The organism is Micromonospora sp. WMMD1219 (assembly GCF_049315215.1).
Classification (GTDB): domain Bacteria; phylum Actinomycetota; class Actinomycetes; order Mycobacteriales; family Micromonosporaceae; genus Micromonospora; species Micromonospora tulbaghiae.
In genome coordinates, this window is the sequence record NZ_CP186057.1 from 5,358,747 (window position 1) to 5,374,399 (window position 15,653).

The following is a 15,653-nucleotide window of genomic DNA, read 5'->3' on the forward strand; positions in this document are numbered from 1 at the left end:
ACGTCGGTCAGGATCGTCGCACCGCTCGCCCGACCGGTGCCAGATCCTCGATCATCCGCGGTCCAGATCGGTTCGACCATGGTGCACCTCCTTCAGGATTTTGCCGGTGAGCCGCCGGGACTGGTGACCAATGTGTCAGCGCTGGCCCAGCTCTGCTCGTACACGGTCAGCTCCGCCGTCCGGTCGAGGTAGGGCGCGCGGGCAGCCTGGTGGACGACGTCGAGCACGTCGGTTCGTACCGGGTTCGCGTACCCCGCTCCGGGCAACGCCCGAGCCTGACCACGGACCTGGGCCTGGGCCTGGACCTGGCAACCAATCTGTCGCACGCCGTCCACGCCCTCGGCGGTGACCGGTGGACCGGGTTGCGTAACGACACGCTGACGCTCTACGCCGGCACCGAGGAGATGACGTCGACGCCGGTGTCCCGCTGGGTCACCGCCGAGGTCGCCGTCGAGGGCGGGCACATACTGCCGCACGAAGGGCAGTGGTACGAGATCGGTGACCGCCACAGCGGGTTTCTGCGTCAGGAGGTGAGCCGCACCCTGAACCGGCCGCCCAGCGTCGTGTTGCCGCCGTGGGCGAAGGATCGGGCGAACGGGACTGCTGCAACCGCGAGTCAGCCAAGCAGCACCAGGGTCTGGTGCTGCTGGACAAGAAGCTCCTCCGCACGGGGCAGCAACCACATGGCATCGACCGGATCCGTCACGCGGCCATGGTCTGCCTGTCCGATGGACGGTGGCGCCCGCGCCGGTCGTCGCCGCGACCGGCGCCAGGCGGCGGCGCCGCACCGGTAGCATCGGGTACGCGACCGCACGGTGGACCCGCCGGGTCACCAGTCGCGGGCCCACTCCGGCGGCGGTACGACGGCGAGTTGCGGCTCCCCACTGACCGGTTCCAGCGCGTGCACGATCCGCAGGTCCCCGTCGGCGGCGGCGTCGCAGTCGGTCAGCACCCGGCCGCTGCTTCCGTCGGCGCTCACCAGCACCCACCGGTCAGGATGGATGCCGCCGTCGTCGACGAGCGCCCGTACGCCGAACGCGCGGGCGAGGGTGACCGCGAAATCATGTTCGCGCAGACCGGTGGCGTCGGCCAGTTCGGTGTCGCCGGTGAGGATCCACCCGAAGCCCTCGTCTTGGTCGGGCGGGTTGAGCATCGCCACCGGTCGCGGATCGTCGACGGTCCGGTCCTCGATCCGCCCGACGTACACGGCCTCCGGCGCGACGCCGTACTCCAACAACAGGAACGCGCGCAGGGCGTCCGCCGGCACCTCGGCGTCGAAGTGGATCCGATACCGCACTCTCTACCCCTCTCCGAGGTCCGCAGGTAACGCGTCACAGTGCTTGCCCCGGCAGCCCGCCGGGGAGTTGGCTGTCGAGTATGGCCCGCATCGCGTACCACGACGCCGACGCCGAGGCGTTCGCCGCGACCCGGCACCTCACCGACGACGGTCTCACGGCCTGGCGTGCCGCCGTCGCCCGCCACCTCACCCCGCGCCCGGGCACGCGACTGCTCGACCTGGGTGCCGGGACCGGCAGCTGGGCAGGCGCGTTCACCGACTGGTTTCCCGGCGTCGAGGTGGTCGCCGTCGAGCCGTCGGCGGCGATGCGCGCCCGGTGCGCGTTCGCCCCGCTGATCGCGGGTGACGCCGAACGCATCCCACTCGCGAGCGGCAGCGTCGACGGCGCGTGGCTGTCCACAGTCATCCACCACGTGCCCGACCTGGCCGCGACGGCACGCGAGCTGCGCCGGGTGCTGCAGCCCGGCGCACCGGTGCTCATCCGGTCCGCGTTCGCCGGACGGCACGAGGCGATCACGCTGTTCGACTACTTCCCCGAGGCGATCCGCGTGCTGGACACGTACCCCGGCATCGCCGACGTCGAGGCCGCCTTCGCCGCCGCCGGCTTTGCCACCGCGGCGGTCGAGCAGGTTCCGCAGGTCACCGCGCCGTCGCTGCGGGAGGCGGCGGCCGGCCTACGCCGGGAGGCGCACACGCCGCTTCAGCTGATCACCGACGCGGAGTACGCCGCCGGCGTCCAGCGGCTACGCGAGGCAGCAAGGACCGACGACGGTCCGGTCGTCGACGCCCTGGACCTGCTCGTGCTGCGCTGATCCCGGTGGTGCGCCCCGGCCGCGGTTAGGGTGGGGCGATGGATCATCGTCAGTGGACGGTCGTCGGGGCGCCGTCGAGCGCCGGCGCCCACACCCCCGGGATCGAGCGGGCACCCGCCGCCCTGCGCGCCGCCGGTCTGCTCGACCTGCTGGGCGCCGACGTCGAGGACGCCGGTGACGTGCCGGGCTTCCGGTGGCGGCCGGATCCGGCGTACCCGAGGGGTCAGAACGCGGGCGCAGTGGCCGCCGTCGCCTCGGCGGTGGCCGACCGGGTCGCGGCGGCGCTGGGCCGGAGACGCGCGCCGCTGGTCCTCGGCGGCGACTGCACAGTCACTGTCGGCCTGGTCGCCGGTTGCGCGCGGGCCGGGCTGTCACCCGCGCTGGTGTACGTGGACGGCGGTCCGGATCTCTACACACCGGAGACCCGCGCGAACGGCAACCTGGACGCCATGGGGCTGGCGCACATGCTCGGGTTGCCGGGGACGCTGCCCGAGGTGGCGGGTGTCGGGCCGGCGGTGCCGCTGCTGTCGCCGGAGCGCGTGGTGGTGTACGGGGACTCGCTGCCCCGGGGTGACCACGAGCGGGAGCTGGTGGCGGAGCTGGGGCTCGCGTACGTGCCGGCCGAGGAGGTGCACGCCGACGCGCGGGCGGCGGCGCGCCGGGCCCGGTCGGTGGCCGAGGGCGCGGCCGATCGGTTCGTGGTGCACTTCGACGTGGACGTGCTGAGTTTCGTGGACGCGCCGCTGGCGGACGTGCCGGAGCCGTTCGGGCTCAGGCTCGACGAGGCGGCGGCGACGCTGGCCGAGCTGGTGGCGAGCCCGCGGTTCGCCGGGCTGTCCGTCACCGAGATCAACCCGGATCATCTGCCCGACGACGAGCTGCTCCCCCGGTTCGCCGGCGTGCTGGCCGGGGCGTTGACCGGGCGCTAGGCGGTTTCCGCGAGGTGCAGCGGCAGCACCTTCGCCGCGCTGACCGCCAGATCCCGGTCGAGCACCTGGTCGCGGGGCACGAACACCATCGCTTGTCCCTCGCCGAGCACCACGTCCTCCTGCCGGGCGTCGGTGGCGCCACGGAAGACGTACACGGTGACGGTGTGCGCGAAGCCTTCCTCGTGCGGGCGGGGGCCGCTCCACAGCAGGTGCAGCTCACCGGCGGTCAGCCCGGTCTCCTCGCGCAGCTCGCGGCGGGCGGCCTGCTCCGGGGTCTCGCCGGGCTCGATGCTGCCGCCGGGCAGGCTCCACTGGTACGGCGAGACGGGCGCGTTGCCGTCGCGATGCTGCATGAGGATCGCGCCGGTCGGGTCGACGAGCAGGACGAGAGCGACGTCGTATGCGGCCACGTCCCGAGCCTGCCACGCGGCACCGGCAACGCGCAGCCTCGACTTTCCGCCGCGCCGATCGAAAGTTCGACTCAGGGCACCGAAAGCCATAGACATATCGACATGCCTTTTGTAGCGTCGGTCACAGGCGACGAAGGAGTGCGACCATGTGCTACGGATTCGACGGACACGCCGCGCTGCGGCAGTCGCTGGACCGGCGCGACCTGCTGCGCGGCTCCCTGGCGGCGCTGGCCGGGATCGGGCTCGCCGCCGGGCTCGGCGGGACGGCCGCCCAAGCCGGCGGCGGTCACCACCACGGCCGGCGCCCGGTGCCGAAGGAGCTGATCAGCCTCCAGCTCTGGACCGTCCGCGACGCGCTGAACGGCTCTCCCGGCTACGACGCGACGCTGGCGCACCTGGCCCGGATCGGCTACCCGCGGGTCGAGCTGGCACTCGGCTACTTCGGCCGTACCGCGCGGGAGCTGCGCCGCTTCCTGGACGGCATCGGCATCAAGGCCAGTTCCAGCCACGACGGCATCGCCGCCGACTCCGCCGCGCTGGAGGAGAAGATCGCGAACGCCCGGACGCTGGGCCAGCGGTTCATGGTGGTGCCGTACCTGAACTCCGACCGCGAGGACGACTGGAAGCGCTGGGCGGAGCAGATGAACGTCGAGGCCGCCGCCGCGCGCAAGGCGGGCCTGCGGTACGGCTACCACAACCACGCGCACGAGTTCACCACCGACTTCGGCAACGGCCGGCGGCCGTGGGACGTGCTGACCGAGGAACTCGACCCGCGCCTGGTGCACCTGGAGATCGACATCTACTGGGCAATCACCGGCGGCATCAACTCCGGTGAGGGCGTCGACGACCCGGAGGGCTTCACGCTCGACGTGATCCGCTCGGCGCCGCAGCGGGTGTTGCAGTACCACGTCAAGGACCGCGACCCGGCCACCGGCGACATGGCCGACCTGGGCACCGGGATGATCGACTTCGCGCGGATCTTCCGGGGGCACCAGGTCATGGAGTACATCGTGGAGAACGACACCCCGGATGTGACGCCGCAGCAGACCGCCGCCGTCGGCTACCGCTACCTGCGCCGCCTGAGGTTCTGACCCCGGCGGGGCACCGGCCGCCGCCGGACGTGACACGCTCGGGGGCGGGCCGGCACCGACCGAGGGGGTACGCGATGACCGACGAGCCGGACGACGTCCACTACGACCGCCTCTACCGCGACGCCGACCGGCCGCCGTGGGAGATCGGCGGGCCACAGCCGGCGCTCGCCGAGGTCCTCGACACCGGGGTACGCGGCCCGCGCGTGCTCGACGTCGGCTGCGGCACCGGTGAGCTGGCGCTCGCGCTGGCCCGCCGCGGACACGACGTGACGGGTGTCGACATCTCGCCGGCGGCGATCGACCAGGCCCGGGCCAAGGCGTCAGCGGCGGGCCTGCCGGTGACCTTCGAGGTGTGCGACGCGACGGCGATCCCGGTGCCGCCGGTGCCGTACGACTCGGTGTTCGACTCCGGTCTGCTGCACTCGCTGGACCGGCGGGGCGCCGCCGTAGGCGACTACCTGGCGCTGCTGCCACGGCTGACCGCGCCCGGCGGTGCGGTGTTCGTGCTGGCGGTGTCGCCGGACGCGGGCGAGGGCTGGGGCCTGGACGCCGACGCCCTGCGCGGGGCCTTCCCCGAGCCGGACTGGACGCACGTCACTGTCGAACGGATCGACGTGCTCGCCCGGGTCGGCGGCGCGGACCTGCGCCTGGCCGGCAATCTGCTGCGCGCCACCCGTTCCCCCGCCGGTCCCTAGCGCGCCTGGGTGGAACCGGCGAACGGTGAGCGGCGTCAGCGACGCCAATGCTGGCGTGGGGCGTAGCCCTCGCGGCGCAGCCAGTGTTCGGTGTAGACGATCCGGTCGGCCTCGATCACGACAAGGGGGTCCTCGGGCGGCTCGGACAGCGACCGGCCCCGCTCGGCGTGTTCGTTCTCCCAGCGGAACGCGGCCCAGTGGCGGGCCCGGTCGGGGTGCTCCGGGCCGAGCACCCGGGCGGTGCCGAACACCTGCGCGCCGCGGCTGCTGGCCAGGCCGACCAGCGGCGCGAAGACGCCGACCGACACGCGCGGGTCGGCGGCGATGTTGCGCATCTTCGGTGAGCGCGGCGCGGCGGTGAACATGAGCGTGAAGTCGAGCGGGTAGTAGCGCACCGGCGTGGCCAGCGGCCCGTCCGGCCCGGCGGTGGCGAGCACGCACATGTTCTGCGACGACAGCAGGTTGAGGATGCGTTCGGCGAGTCGGTCCCGGTCCAGCTTCCGCGTCGGCGTCGGTCCGGTCAGCCAGGGGTTCGTCAGCGGCACGTGGCGTCCTCGATCATGACGGCACCCTACCGGCCGGGCTCAGGCGACCGGGGCCGTGCTGGCCCGCAGCACCACCTCGCCGGGCAGCCGCACGATCCGGCGGCGGCGAGCGGTGTTCTCGGTCAGGGCCAGCTTCATCGCCTCCTCGCCGAGGCGGTGCAGCGGCAGCGCCACTGTGGTCAGCGGCGGGGTGAGGTCACGCACGACCGGGATGTCGTCGAAGCCGGCGACCGAGACGTCGCCGGGCACCGACAGCCCGCGGTCGCGCAGCGCCGCGTACGCGCCGACGGCCATCACGTCGGTGCACGCGAACACGCAGGTGGCGTCGAGCCCGCGGTCGAGCAGCTCGGTCATCGCCCGGTAGCCGCCGTCGCGGGTGAACGCCGCCTCGGCCACCGCGCCCGGGTCGAGCGTCACGCCGGCGGCGGTCAGCTCGTCGCGGAAACCGCCGAGCCGGTCGGCGACTGTGGTCAGCTCGGGCGGGCCGGAGAGCACCGCGAAGCGGCGGTGCCCCAGGCCGAGCAGCGCGCGGGCCAGCTCGGCGGCGCCGGCCCGGTTCTCCGGCAGGACACTGTCGACCTTCAGGGTGCGGTGCCGGCTGACCACCGCGACCCGGCCGCCGCCGTCGAGGTAGGGCGCCAGCTCGGCGGCCATGGCCCGCTCCCAGCGGGGGTCCTCGAATCCGGAGCCGATGAGCAGGATCGCCGGTGCGCGTTCGGCGCGCAGCATCGACACGTACGCGATCTCGCGTTCCGGGTCGCGGAACGTGCTGGCGAGCATGACCAGCAGGTCGTTGTCGGCGGCGACGCGCATGACGCCGCCGGCGACGGCGGCGAAGTAGGGGTCGGTGACGTCGTGGCAGACGACGCCGACGCTGCGGCGGGACGCGCCGGCCAGCGCGCGGGCGTGGGCGTTCGGGGTGTACGCGAGGCGCGCGGCGGCGGCCAGGACGCGGTCGTGCAGGTGCGGGGTGACGCGCCGCCCGTTGAGCGCCCGGGAGGCGGTGGCCAGGGATACGTCGGCCGCCCTGGCCACGTCTTCCAGCGTCACGTGCGACATCGATGCGTCTCCCTGCGGAACGTCTTGACCCGGTGTTCCGGCGTGGCTACGGTAGCACCCTGAAAGCGCTTACTGAAAGCGCATTCACCTGCGGGGAGGCCCAGTGGAACGCACGTCCGTCGGCATCATCCTCAACGGCGTCACCGGCCGGATGGGCTACCGGCAGCACCTCGTCCGGTCCCTGCTCGCCATCCGCGAACAGGGCGGCGTACCGGCCCGCGACGGCAGCCGCATCTGGCCCGAGCTGACCCTGGTCGGCCGCGACGAGAACCGGCTCGCCGAGATCGCCGAGCGGCACGGGCTGTCGGCGTACACCACCGACCTGGACGCGGCGCTCGCCGACGACGCCCACCGGATCTACTTCGACGCGCAGGTGACCACCGCGCGGCAGAAGGCGATCCGCGCGGCGATCGAGGCCGGCAAGCACGTCTACACCGAGAAGCCGCTCGCCGAGGGGTTCCTCGCCTCGCTGGAGCTGGCCCGGCTCGCCGCCGCCAGGGGCGTCCGCAACGGCGTCGTGCAGGACAAGTTGTTCCTGCCCGGCCTGCGCAAGCTCAAGCGGCTCGTGGACGGCGGCTTCTTCGGCCGGATCCTGTCGGTGCGCGGCGAGTTCGGCTACTGGGTGTTCGAAGGCGACTGGCAGGCCGCGCAGCGTCCGAGCTGGAACTACCGCGCCGAGGACGGCGGCGGCATCACGCTGGACATGTTCCCGCACTGGCACTACGTGCTGGAGCAGATCATCGCCCCGGTCACCGCCGTCACCGCCGTCACCGCCACGCACATCCCCGAGCGCGTCGACGAGACCGGCTCCCGCTACCGGGCCACCGCCGACGACGCCGCGTACGGCATCTTCGAGCTGGCCGGCGGCATCGTCGCGCAGGTCAACTCCTCCTGGGCGGTCCGCGTGCACCGGGACGAGCTGGTCGAGTTCCAGGTCGACGGCACGCACGGCAGCGCTGTCGCCGGGCTGCGCGACTGCCGCATCCAGCACCGGGGCGCCACCCCGATGCCGGTGTGGAACCCCGACCTGCCGGCCACCGAGCCGTTCCGCGCGCAGTGGCAGACCGTGCCGGACAACGGCGAGCACGACAACGCGTTCAAGGTGCAGTGGGAGGCGTTCCTGCGGCACGTCGTCGACGACGAACCGTTCCCGTGGGACTTCCTCGCCGGCGCCCGGGGCGTGCAACTGGCCGAGGCCGGGCTGCGCTCGGCGCGGGAGGGGCGGCGGGTGCCGATCGAGGAGATCCCCCGGTGAGCACGCGGATCACGCTGCCGGTTCCGGGCGGCGGCACCGAGAAGCTGACGCTGCGGGAACCGCCCGCCTGGCACCGGCCGTCCGCGCCGCCGGCCAGCCGGATCGCGTACGCGGCGGCGCACGTCGTCGCCGACCCGTACGCCGACAACTCCCCCGGCCGCCCGGCGCGCCTGGACTGGGACGCGACGCTCGCGGTGCGGCGCGACCTGTGGTCGTGGGGCCTGGGTGTGGCCGAGGCGATGGACACGGCGCAGCGCGGGATGGGGCTGGACTGGGCGGCCACCCGCGAGCTGATCCGGCGCAGCGCCGCCGAGGCCGCCGCCTGCGGCGGGCGCATCGTCGCCGGGGCCGGCACCGACCAGCTCACCGGCACGCCCGCCACGCTCGACGAGGTGGTCGCCGCGTACGCCGAGCAGGTCGCCGTGGTCCAGGAGTGCGGTGCCACGCCGGTGCTGATGGCCAGCCGGCACCTCGCCGCGCTCGCCACCGGCCCGGAGGACTACCTGCGCGTCTACGAACGGGTGCTGCGGAAGGCCGGGGCGCCGGTGGTGCTGCACTGGCTCGGCGACATGTTCGACCCGGCGCTGACCGGCTACTGGGGCTCGACCGACCTGGACGAGGCCACCGCGACGTTCGCGGCGCTGGTGCACGCCCACGCCGACCTGGTCGACGGCGTGAAGGTGTCGCTGCTCGACGCGGGCCGGGAGGTGCGGCTGCGGGAGCTGCTGCCGCCGGCCGTGAAGGTCTACACCGGCGACGACTACCACTACCCGGAGCTGATCGAGGGCGACGGGAAGCGGTTCAGCCACGCCCTGCTCGGCGCGTTCGCGGCGATCGCCCCGGCCGCGTCGGCCGCGCTGGCACGGCTCGACGCGGACGACCCGGCCGGGTTCCGCGCCGTCCTCGACCCGACGGTGCCGCTGTCCCGGCACCTGTTCGCCCCGCCCACGCCGTACTACAAGACCGGCATCGCGTTCCTGTCCTGGCTGAACGGGCGGCAGCCCGGCTTCACCATGGTCGGCGGCCTGCACGGCGCACGGAGCGTCCCGCACCTGGTCGAGGCGTTCCGGCTGGCCGACGCCGCCGGGCTGCTGCGCGACCCGGAGCTGGCGGCGCGGCGGATGCGCGCGTACCTCGACGTCGCGGGCGTGGCCGGATGACCGCCGACCCGCGGCTGGCGCGGCTGTCGCTCAACCAGCGCACCACGCAACGCTGGTCGGTGGCGCAGGCGGTCGACGGTTGTGTACGCGCCGGCATCCCGGCGATCGGGCTGTGGCGCGAGCCGGTGGCCGAGATCGGCGTACCGGCCGCCGCGCGGCTCGTCGCGGACGCCGGGCTGCGAGTGTCGTCGCTGTGCCGGGGCGGGTTCCTCACCGCCGCCGACGAGGCCGGACGGATCGAGGCCCTGGCGGACAACCGGCGCGCCATCGACGAGGCCGCCGCGCTGCGTGCCGCCTGCCTGGTGCTGGTCGTCGGCGGCCTGCCGCCCGGCTCCCGCGACCTGGCGGGTGCCCGGCGGCGGGTCGCCGACGCGCTGGCCGAGCTGGCGCCGTACGCCGCCGAGCGTGGGGTACGCCTCGCGCTGGAGCCGCTGCACCCGATGTACTGCGCCGACCGGGCGGTGCTGTCCACGCTCGGGCAGGCGCTCGACCTGGCCGAGGCGTTCCCGGCCGAGCAGGTCGGCGTCGTGGTGGACACGTTCCACGTCTGGTGGGATCCGGACGTGTGGCGGCAGATCGCCCGCGCCGGAACGCGGATCGCGAGCTTCCAGGTGTGCGACTTCCTCACCCCGCTGCCGGCCGACGTGCTGCTCGGGCGCGGCATGATGGGCGACGGGCACATCGACTTCCCGCCGCTGCGCCGCGCGGTGGAGGCCGCCGGGTACTCAGGCGACGTCGAGGTGGAGATCTTCAACGCCGAGGTGTGGGACACCGACCCGGAGCGGGTACTCGCCACCATGGCCGCCCGGTACGTGGATCGGGTGCTCGCCGACTGACCCGGCGTGACGAGTCCGGCCTGTCGGATAAATCAGGTGGCCGCTCCCCCGGCTCCGGGGGCAGGATCGGGATCATGGCATCCCCGCACCTCACCACCCCGATCACCACCGACCTGCTGCGCGGCGCGCTCGACCTGGAACAGACAGCGGACGGGGTGCTGCCGCACCGGCTGCCCGCGTGGGCCCGGGCGCAGAACGTCGACCCGCAGCTGATGACGGCGGAGGCGATGCCCTCGGGCGTACGGCTGGTGTTCCGTACCCGCGCCACCACAGTCGAGCTGGACGTGCTGCCCACGAAGATGGTCTACCGGGGCACCGGGCCGCGTCCCGACGGCCGCTACGACCTGGTCGTCGACGGCCGCCTCGCCGGTCAGGCCACCGCCGGCGGCGGCAAGGTGCTGACCATCGACCTCGCCACCGGCACGTCCGGCGTCGAGGCGGGTCCGGTCGGCACAGTGCGCTTCACCGACCTGCCCGCCACCGACAAGGAGGTGGTGATCTGGCTGCCGCACCGGGAGATCACCGAGCTGGTCGCGCTGCGCACGGACGCGCCGGTCGAGCCGGCCGACACGGGTGGCCGCCGGGTGTGGCTGCACCACGGCAGCTCGATCAGCCACGGCTCGGACGCGGAGAGCCCCACCGGCACCTGGCCGGTGATCGCCGCCACGCTCGCCGGCGTGGAGCTGGTCAACCTCGGGTTCAGCGGCAGCGCACTGCTCGACCCGTTCACCGCCCGCGCGATGCGGGACACCCCGGCCGACCTGATCAGCGTCAAGATCGGCATCAACGTGGTGAACGCCGACCTGATGCGGCTGCGCGCGTTCGGCCCCGCTGTGCACGGCTTCCTGGACACCGTCCGGGAGGGGCACCCGGACACCCCGCTGCTGGTCGTGTCGTCGATCCTGTGCCCGATCCAGGAGGACACGCCCGGTCCGGGCGCGGTCGAGTTCGTCGACGGGCGGGTGCGGTTCCGGGCCACCGGCGACCCGGCCGAGGTGGCCACCGGCCGGCTCACGCTGCGCGTCATCCGCGCCGAACTGGCCCGGATCGTGGCGTCCCGGTCCGCGGCGGACCCGAACCTGCACTACCTCGACGGGCTGGAACTGTACGGCGAGGCCGACTACGCCGAACTGCCGCTGCCCGACGAGCTGCACCCCGACCCGGCCGCCGACCGCCGCATCGGCGAGCGGTTCGCCGCGCTGGCGTTCGGACCGAAGGGACCGTTCGCCGCACCGGAGTGACGGACGCCTGCCCACGGCGCGGTGTGATCCAGGTCACGCCGCGCCGTGATCCGTGAGAGGTGCCGTGAACGACCATCTAGGCGTGGGAGGAAGCCAACAGGACGAGGAGCGGCTGCTGCGGCGGGTCGCGCGCGCCGACCTGGACGCGTTCGACGAGCTGTACCGGCGTACGTCGCCGTGGCTCGCCATCCGGCTGCGGCGGCGGTGCGCCGACGACGGCATCGTCGCCGAGGTCCTCCAGGACACGTACCTGACGGTGTGGCGGGCCGCCGGCTCGTTCAGCGGGCTCCGTCCCGCAGGCGGCGCGGACGCGCCGGGTGGCTCCGCCGCCGGCTGGATCTGGACCATCGCGGCCCGGCGCCTGGTCGACGCGCTGCGCCGCCGCGCCCGGGTGCAGGAGGTGCCGACCGACGTGCTGCCGGTACGCAGCGCGCCGGCCGCCGAGGACGAGGCGCTCGCCGGGTCGTTCGGCTCGGAGGTGGGCGCCGCGCTGGACGCCCTCGCACCGGAGCTGCGGGCGGTGCTCGCCGCGATGGTCCTGGACGGGCTGACCGTCCGGGAGACCTCCGTCCTGCTGGGGGTGCCGGAAGGCACCGTGAAGAGCCGGGCGCGGCGTGCCCGCAACGCGCTACGGGAGGCGCTGGCATGACCGCTCACGTTCCCCCCTCGGCCCTGGCCGCGTACGCTGCGGGCAGCCCCGACGACGCCGCCGCCTGGACCATCGAGGTGCACCTGGAGGGCTGCGCCGAGTGCCGGGACCGGCTCGGCGAGCTGGCCGCCCCGCCGCTGCGGGCCCTGCTCGGCGACACCCGGGAGGCGATCCTGGAACAGGCCCGCACCGGGCCACGGCCGGTGCGCCGGCGTCCGCTGCGGCGGTGGTGGCTGCGCTGGACCGACTGGTCGCTGCTGGCCTGGGCGGCCATGACCTGCACGGCGATCCTCGCCGCGGTGCTGCTGGACCGCAACTACCCGGACCAGCCGTCGGCGGTGCTGCTGCTGGCGCCGGTGGCGCCGCTGGCCGGGCTCGCGGTGGCCTGGTCGCGACGCGCCAACCCGAACTGGGAGGTGGTCGCCGGCACCGCCCGCGCCGGGCTGGAACTGCTGCTGCGCCGTACCCTCGCGGTTCTGCTCCTGGTGGCGCCGGTGCTCGCGGTGGCCGGGCTGGCGGTCGGCCGCAACCCCGCGCTGTGGCTGCTGCCCTGCCTGACGTTCACCGCGGCGACGCTGCTGCTCGGCAGCCGCGTCGGCGTGCCGCTCGCGGCCGCCGTCCTCGGCGGCGGCTGGCTCGCGGCGGTCGCGGCCGTGTCGGTCATCGGCGGCGCCGACGCGGCCCGCGCCGCCGCCGCGACCGACGCCCTGCTCCGGCCCGCCACCATGCCCGCCTGGGCGGCGGCCGCCGTCGTGTTCACTCTGCTGACCGCGCTGCGCGCCGAACACCTGCGGCGGCCCGCCGGCTGACGCCGGCCCCCCGAACCACGCCACGGCGCCCCGACGGCGCCGCGGACCACCCTGCCCCGAGAAGGAGACGACATTGGTACGCGCAGTGAGCGCCGACGAGGTGGCGCCGACCCGGCACGCCTGGCGGATCGAGGCGGTGGGACTGTCGGTGAAGGCCGGGCGGCACCTCGCAGTCGACAACCTCGGCCTGACGCTCGGCACCGGCGTGCACGGGCTGCTCGGCCCGAACGGCGCCGGCAAGAGCACGCTGATGCGCGCGCTCGCCACTGTGGTCAAGCCGCACGCCGGCGTGCTGCGGCTGCTCGGCGCGGACGCCGCCACGACCCGTGAGCTGCGCCCGGTGCGCCGCCGCCTCGGCTACCTGCCGCAGCAGTTCGGCTACTACCCCCGATTCACCGTCCGGGAGTACGTCGAGTACGTGGCCTGGCTGCGGGAGATGCCCGCCTCGGCGGTGCCGGGCGCCGCCCAGCGGGCAATCGACCGGGTACGCCTCACCGACCGGGCCGACGCCAAGCTCAAGTCGCTGTCCGGCGGCATGCTGCGCCGGGCCGGCATCGCCCAGGCGATCGTGAACGAACCGGAGCTGCTGCTGCTCGACGAACCGACCGTCGGCCTGGACCCGGAGCAGCGGGTCCAGTTCCGCGAGCTGATCCGCGAACTCGGCGCGGACGCGTGCGTGCTGGTCTCGACCCACCTGGTGGAGGACGTGGTGGCGGCCTGCTCCGACGTCATCCTGATGGACGACGGCGCCCGCGTGTTCCAGGGCCTGCCCGCCGACCTGGTCCGCCACGGCGAGACCGGCGGCGTCGGCGACAGCGCCGCCGAGCGCGGCTACTCGTACCTCCTCCAGCAGCACCGGGGCGCGTGATGATCCGACAGGTCCGTCTCGAACTGCGCCGCTCGAACGCGCCCGCCGTGGCGGTGCTGCTCCTCGTCATCGGGATCCTCGGCGTCGCCAGCATGTACAGCTTCTGGCAGGGACAGTGGCTGCGGCTGGGCTACGTGCACTCCTCGGCCATGTTCCTCCTGATGCCCCTGGCGCTGGCCGGCGGCGCCGTGCTCGGCCGCCGGGACCGGCGCACCCGCGCCGACGAGCTGATGAACAGCACCGGCCGGCCCCGCTGGCAGCGCACGCTGCCGGCGATGACCGCGCTCGGCGTCGCCGTCGCGGCCGCGCACCTGCTCGTGCTCGCCGGCGGTGCGGCGCTGGTCGCCACCGGCGGCGCCTACGTCGGCGTACGGGGGCTCGCCGGGCCCCTGGTCGACGTGCTGGTGCTCGTCGGCGCGGCCTGGTGCGGCACGGCCGTCGGGCGCCTGTGGTCCTCACCGCTGCTGCCCCCGCTGCTGGCCGCCGCCGCGCTGGTCGCGCAGGAGGGCGTGTCCATGCTCGCGGGTGCGGACAGCAAGATGTCGAACGTGTCCCTCATGATCAACTGGCCGCCGGACACGCCCTGGGAGACGCTGTCGGACCGGCTGCTGCTGAGCCGGCTGGCGCTGGGGGCCGGGCTGGTGCTCGCCGGCCTGCTCCTGGCGGCGGGCGGGTCGTGGCTGACCCGGGCCGGCGCGCTCGCGGGCCTGGCCGGCGGCGTGGCGGGTCTCGTGCTGATCGGCGTGCCCGGCCCGGCCGGGATCTGGCAGCTCGACCCGGGAGCGCGCCGCTACGTCTGCGCCGACGGCGCGCCGCAGGTGTGCGTCACCGCCGTCAACGCGCACCTGCTGCCCGAGGTCACCACCGAGGCCCGCCGAGGGCTGCGCGCGCTGGCGAAGCTGCCGGACGCACCGACCCGCGCGGTGGAGTTGCGGCTGGACACCATCGGCAGCAACGACAGCGAGCAGTGGCACCGGCCCCGGCCCGCACCCGGCACCGTCCAGTTCCTCCTCGAGGTCGACCCGGGCACCGGCCGGGCCGCGGACGTGGCCGAGCGCATCGCCCTGGGCGGCGGCACCATGTGGTCCGGCTGCGGCCGCAGCGGCGACGACATCGCCCCGGCGATCGTCGCGGCCTGGCTGCTGGACACCGAGACCGTACGGCTGTGGGACTCCTGGACCGGATACCGGTACGCCGACGAGCAGCAGGAGGAGATCCGGGCCGGGGTGCGGCAACTGCGCGCGCTGCCCGAGCCGGAGCAGATGCGGCGGGTCACCGCGCTGCGGGACGCGGCCGCGCGGTGCGAGCCGGACCTGATGCCGGCGCTCACCGGACGGGCCGCGCCATGAGCCGCTGGCTGCCGCTGTACGTGCGGTCCCGCCGGCTACCCGCCGCCCTGGCCGGATCCGCTGTCGCGGTCGCGGTGATGGCCGCCGCCTGGTCCGGCTTCACCGACCGCCCCGAGGTGCCCGCCGGCCTCGCCGTGCTCACCACCGCGCTGGCGGTTGCGCCGCTCGGGCCGACGCTCGCCGGCACCGACCCGGCGCTGGAGCGGACCGCCGCGTGGTCCTGGCCGCCGCGCCGGGCCGGGCACCTGCTCGCGTACGGCGCGGCGGTGGTCGGGATGCTGGCCGCCGCCCGTGTTCTCGGCGCGGACTTCGGGCCGCCGGCCGCGCTGGCCCGCAACACGGCCGGGCTGATCGGGCTGGTCGGGCTCGGCGCCGCGCTCGCCGGCGCACGGGCCGCCTGGCAGGTGCCGACCGCCTGGGCCGCCCTGGGGGCGTTCCTGGCCGTCCCGGGCGGGCCGCAATGGCGGCAGGCGGCGCTGTGGATGGCGCAGGAACCGGGCAACCGGATCGCCGCGGCCACCGCCGCGACGTTCCTCCTCGGCGGCGTCGTCGCGTACGCGCTGCGGGTCGGCCCGCAGGTCGCGGCGGCCGAGGCGGCGCTGGAACAGTGAGGGAACCGGGCCTCGTCGCGCACTCGTGGGCGCGGCG

General features: G+C 74.6%; 18 protein-coding genes. 14 read left to right on the forward strand and 4 right to left on the reverse strand.

The genetic code is table 11. From position 1 onward, the window contains the following. Nucleotides 1–209 precede the first annotated feature (209 nt). Nucleotides 210–794, forward strand: coding sequence for a DUF6119 family protein (locus ACN27C_RS25010; RefSeq protein WP_358192608.1), 585 nt, complete (start codon nt 210–212; stop codon nt 792–794). Between the two features lie 35 nt (nt 795–829). Here ACN27C_RS25010 and ACN27C_RS25015 read toward each other — a convergent pair whose 3' ends face one another. Beyond that, nucleotides 830–1,297, reverse strand: coding sequence for a hypothetical protein (locus ACN27C_RS25015; protein ID WP_422748506.1), 468 nt, complete (start codon nt 1,295–1,297; stop codon nt 830–832). Between the two features lie 80 nt (nt 1,298–1,377). Here ACN27C_RS25015 and ACN27C_RS25020 point away from each other — a divergent pair, with 80 nt between their 5' ends. Together ACN27C_RS25020 and ACN27C_RS25025 are read left to right on the forward strand one after the other, a co-directional pair. Beyond that, entirely contained in the window at nt 1,378–2,109 is a 732-nt protein-coding gene (locus ACN27C_RS25020) for a class I SAM-dependent methyltransferase (RefSeq protein ID WP_422748508.1), read from the forward strand. 38 nt (nt 2,110–2,147) lie between these two features. Beyond that, nucleotides 2,148–3,038 carry an arginase family protein gene (locus tag ACN27C_RS25025; protein ID WP_422748510.1) on the forward strand — a complete coding sequence of 297 codons (891 nt, stop codon included), beginning with the start codon at nt 2,148–2,150 and terminating at the stop codon, nt 3,036–3,038. Here the strand turns inward: ACN27C_RS25025 and ACN27C_RS25030 are convergent. Beyond that, nucleotides 3,035–3,448, reverse strand: coding sequence for an NUDIX hydrolase (locus ACN27C_RS25030; protein ID WP_358192603.1), 414 nt, complete (start codon nt 3,446–3,448; stop codon nt 3,035–3,037). The genes ACN27C_RS25025 and ACN27C_RS25030 overlap by 4 nt on opposite strands. Nucleotides 3,449–3,594: 146 nt before the next feature. Between ACN27C_RS25030 and ACN27C_RS25035 the strand changes: the two genes are divergently transcribed. Together ACN27C_RS25035 and ACN27C_RS25040 are read left to right on the forward strand one after the other, a co-directional pair. Beyond that, on the forward strand, nt 3,595–4,539 hold the full coding sequence (locus ACN27C_RS25035) for a sugar phosphate isomerase/epimerase family protein (protein WP_422748512.1): 945 nt from the start codon (nt 3,595–3,597) through the stop codon (nt 4,537–4,539). Nucleotides 4,540–4,613: 74 nt separating this feature from the next. Next, a complete protein-coding gene (locus tag ACN27C_RS25040) occupies nt 4,614–5,234 on the forward strand; it encodes a class I SAM-dependent methyltransferase (protein ID WP_422748514.1) in 621 nt (206 codons plus the stop codon). Between the two features lie 35 nt (nt 5,235–5,269). Here ACN27C_RS25040 and ACN27C_RS25045 read toward each other — a convergent pair whose 3' ends face one another. Both ACN27C_RS25045 and ACN27C_RS25050 read right to left on the reverse strand, forming a co-directional pair. Then, nucleotides 5,270–5,779 (reverse strand): pyridoxamine 5'-phosphate oxidase family protein, encoded by a 510-nt coding sequence (locus tag ACN27C_RS25045; RefSeq protein WP_091427041.1) that lies wholly within the window; start codon nt 5,777–5,779, stop codon nt 5,270–5,272. Nucleotides 5,780–5,818: 39 nt separating this feature from the next. Beyond that, complete coding sequence (locus ACN27C_RS25050) at nt 5,819–6,838, reverse strand: LacI family DNA-binding transcriptional regulator (RefSeq protein WP_120570007.1); 1,020 nt, start codon at nt 6,836–6,838, stop codon at nt 5,819–5,821. A 103-nt stretch (nt 6,839–6,941) separates the two neighbouring features. Here ACN27C_RS25050 and ACN27C_RS25055 point away from each other — a divergent pair, with 103 nt between their 5' ends. The 9 genes from ACN27C_RS25055 to ACN27C_RS25095 all read left to right on the forward strand — a co-directional run bounded on the left by ACN27C_RS25055 (nt 6,942) and on the right by ACN27C_RS25095 (nt 15,616). After that, nucleotides 6,942–8,093: a Gfo/Idh/MocA family protein gene (locus ACN27C_RS25055; RefSeq protein WP_422748517.1), complete on the forward strand. Its 1,152-nt coding sequence runs from the start codon at nt 6,942–6,944 to the stop codon at nt 8,091–8,093. Continuing rightward, nucleotides 8,090–9,253: a dihydrodipicolinate synthase family protein gene (locus tag ACN27C_RS25060; RefSeq protein WP_422748519.1), complete on the forward strand. Its 1,164-nt coding sequence runs from the start codon at nt 8,090–8,092 to the stop codon at nt 9,251–9,253. Before ACN27C_RS25055 ends, ACN27C_RS25060 begins: the two co-directional genes overlap by 4 nt. Further along, nucleotides 9,250–10,089: a sugar phosphate isomerase/epimerase family protein gene (locus ACN27C_RS25065; RefSeq protein WP_422748521.1), complete on the forward strand. Its 840-nt coding sequence runs from the start codon at nt 9,250–9,252 to the stop codon at nt 10,087–10,089. Before ACN27C_RS25060 ends, ACN27C_RS25065 begins: the two co-directional genes overlap by 4 nt. 74 nt (nt 10,090–10,163) lie before the next feature. Continuing rightward, nucleotides 10,164–11,330 carry an SGNH/GDSL hydrolase family protein gene (locus tag ACN27C_RS25070; protein ID WP_422748523.1) on the forward strand — a complete coding sequence of 389 codons (1,167 nt, stop codon included), beginning with the start codon at nt 10,164–10,166 and terminating at the stop codon, nt 11,328–11,330. Nucleotides 11,331–11,394: 64 nt separating this feature from the next. Beyond that, nucleotides 11,395–11,979, forward strand: a complete 585-nt coding sequence (locus ACN27C_RS25075) for an RNA polymerase sigma factor (RefSeq protein WP_422748525.1) — start codon at nt 11,395–11,397, stop codon at nt 11,977–11,979. Further along, the gene (locus tag ACN27C_RS25080) at nt 11,976–12,788 is read left to right on the forward strand and encodes a zf-HC2 domain-containing protein (RefSeq protein ID WP_422748527.1); all 813 of its coding nucleotides are present in this window, start codon (nt 11,976–11,978) and stop codon (nt 12,786–12,788) included. Before ACN27C_RS25075 ends, ACN27C_RS25080 begins: the two co-directional genes overlap by 4 nt. A gap of 73 nt (nt 12,789–12,861) precedes the next feature. Continuing rightward, nucleotides 12,862–13,656: an ABC transporter ATP-binding protein gene (locus ACN27C_RS25085; protein ID WP_120570014.1), complete on the forward strand. Its 795-nt coding sequence runs from the start codon at nt 12,862–12,864 to the stop codon at nt 13,654–13,656. Then, entirely contained in the window at nt 13,656–15,005 is a 1,350-nt protein-coding gene (locus ACN27C_RS25090) for a hypothetical protein (protein WP_422748530.1), read from the forward strand. The genes ACN27C_RS25085 and ACN27C_RS25090 overlap by 1 nt, the downstream gene beginning before the upstream one ends. Continuing rightward, the gene (locus ACN27C_RS25095; RefSeq protein WP_121684933.1) at nt 15,002–15,616 is read left to right on the forward strand and encodes a hypothetical protein; all 615 of its coding nucleotides are present in this window, start codon (nt 15,002–15,004) and stop codon (nt 15,614–15,616) included. The genes ACN27C_RS25090 and ACN27C_RS25095 overlap by 4 nt, the downstream gene beginning before the upstream one ends. Nucleotides 15,617–15,653: the final 37 nt, after the last annotated feature.